Below are 396 nucleotides of genomic sequence, written 5' to 3' on the forward strand. Positions count from 1 at the left end.
GCCGTAGGCTCCGCAGGTCGGCCACCGCTTGGAGCGATGCGCCGAGAATGAAAGGATTTCAACCCGAATTATACCAGCCGGGGTCGAGCGGCCCTGGTGTGCCCACTATGGCACAGCCACGATCTGTGCATGTTCCACGTGGAACCGGGCGATGTGGGTCAGTTCCTGCAGCGCCGCCGGCGTTTCGGTGGCGGTGATGAAGATCTGCGCCGGCCCACCGAGCAGGCGCTGCAGAACCCGCGCCTGGTGGGTGCGATCCAGCTCCGAGCCCAGATCGTCCAATGCGATCACCGGCCATTCGCCGCGCTGTTCCGCGTAGTCCTCGGCCTGCGCCAGCAGGCAGGCCAATGCCGTCAGCTTGGCCTGGCCGCGGGACAGCGCATCGCGACCCGGAAT

General features: G+C 66.7%; 1 pseudogene. It reads right to left on the reverse strand.

Annotated elements, in window-relative coordinates:
- Positions 1-105: 105 nt before the first annotated feature.
- Positions 106-396 (reverse strand): annotated as a pseudogene (locus tag RhoFasB10_RS25965) (hypothetical protein); the annotation flags it as partial.

The organism is Rhodococcus sp. B10 (assembly GCF_011770055.1).
Classification (GTDB): domain Bacteria; phylum Actinomycetota; class Actinomycetes; order Mycobacteriales; family Mycobacteriaceae; genus Rhodococcoides; species Rhodococcoides kyotonensis_B.